The following is a 1,053-nucleotide window of genomic DNA, read 5'->3' as shown; positions in this document are numbered from 1 at the left end:
AGGTTTACTGCTTCAACTAATGTAAGTTCAGCCATGTTTGCCTCCTTGCATTCGCATTGCTTTATTGATCAATTCATCGCGTTGAGCGTGAAGCTCTTGAGGAAGCGATTCGTAGAGGTAATCGAATCCAGTTTCAGGCGCTTGTTGAGGCAAGTTTAGGTAGCGTTCAACCGCGAGCTCGACTTGTTCCTTGCAGTCGCTTTGCCATTGTTGCTCTTGTTCATCGCTCCAAGCACCTTGATTGATCAAAAAGGTTTTTAGTCGGCTCACGGGCTCGAATTGCCATGCAGTTTGCACGTCATCTGCATTACGATAACGCGTCGCATCGTCGGCGGTGGTGTGGTCACTTAGGCGATAACTTACCGCTTCGATCAGTGTCGCCCCTTTGCCTTTTCGTGCTCGCTCTAATGCGGTCATGGTAGCGTCATACATAGCAACAACGTCGTTGCCATCGACGGTAATCCCTGGAATGCCAGCGCCTTTTGCTTTTTCAGAAAGAAACTCCGCCGCGCATTGCAAACTGCGTGGTACAGAAATCGCCCACTGGTTGTTATTCACCACAAAAACCAACGGAATGTTCCATGTCCCTGCGCAGTTGATGGATTCGAGAAAATCTCCTTTGGATGTCCCACCGTCGCCACACATGACCAGAGCCGCTTCGTGATTGCCTTGAATTTTCAACGCAGAAGCAACGCCGACCGCATGTGTACATTGTGTTGCGATTGGGACACAAAATGGCAAGTCTCGGCTTGGGATAGGGCTGCCTTCTGGCGCAAAGTCACTGCCGCGCTCATCGCCGCCCCAATATTGAAGGTTTTTTTCCATACCAATGCCACGACACCACATCGCAGGCATATCGCGATAATAAGGGACGAAGACGTCATCGGTTTTTAATGCCCGTCCTACCGCTATACCAATGGCTTCTGAGCCAAGGTGTGAAGGGTAGGTACCTAGCTTACCTGTTCGTTGCAACGCAACGGCTTTCTGATCGTAGGTGCGAGTTAATACCATGTCTCGGTAAAACCCGACCAAAGTTTCAATGTCAGCCCAGTT

At 50.0% G+C, this 1,053-nt stretch carries 1 protein-coding gene; it reads right to left on the bottom strand.

What is annotated here, in order from left to right; translation table 11 throughout:
* Window positions 1-27: 27 nt before the first annotated feature.
* Window positions 28-1,053: pyruvate dehydrogenase (acetyl-transferring) E1 component subunit alpha (gene pdhA, locus R7P35_RS26175; protein WP_318093399.1), on the bottom strand; the 1,026-nt coding region annotated here is incomplete at its 5' end.

This window comes from Vibrio sp. Vb0304 (assembly GCF_033338995.1).
GTDB classification, from domain to species: Bacteria; Pseudomonadota; Gammaproteobacteria; order Enterobacterales; family Vibrionaceae; genus Vibrio; species Vibrio alginolyticus.
Note: the sequence above shows the minus strand (reverse complement) of the source record. Positions and strands in the feature narration are given on the sequence as shown.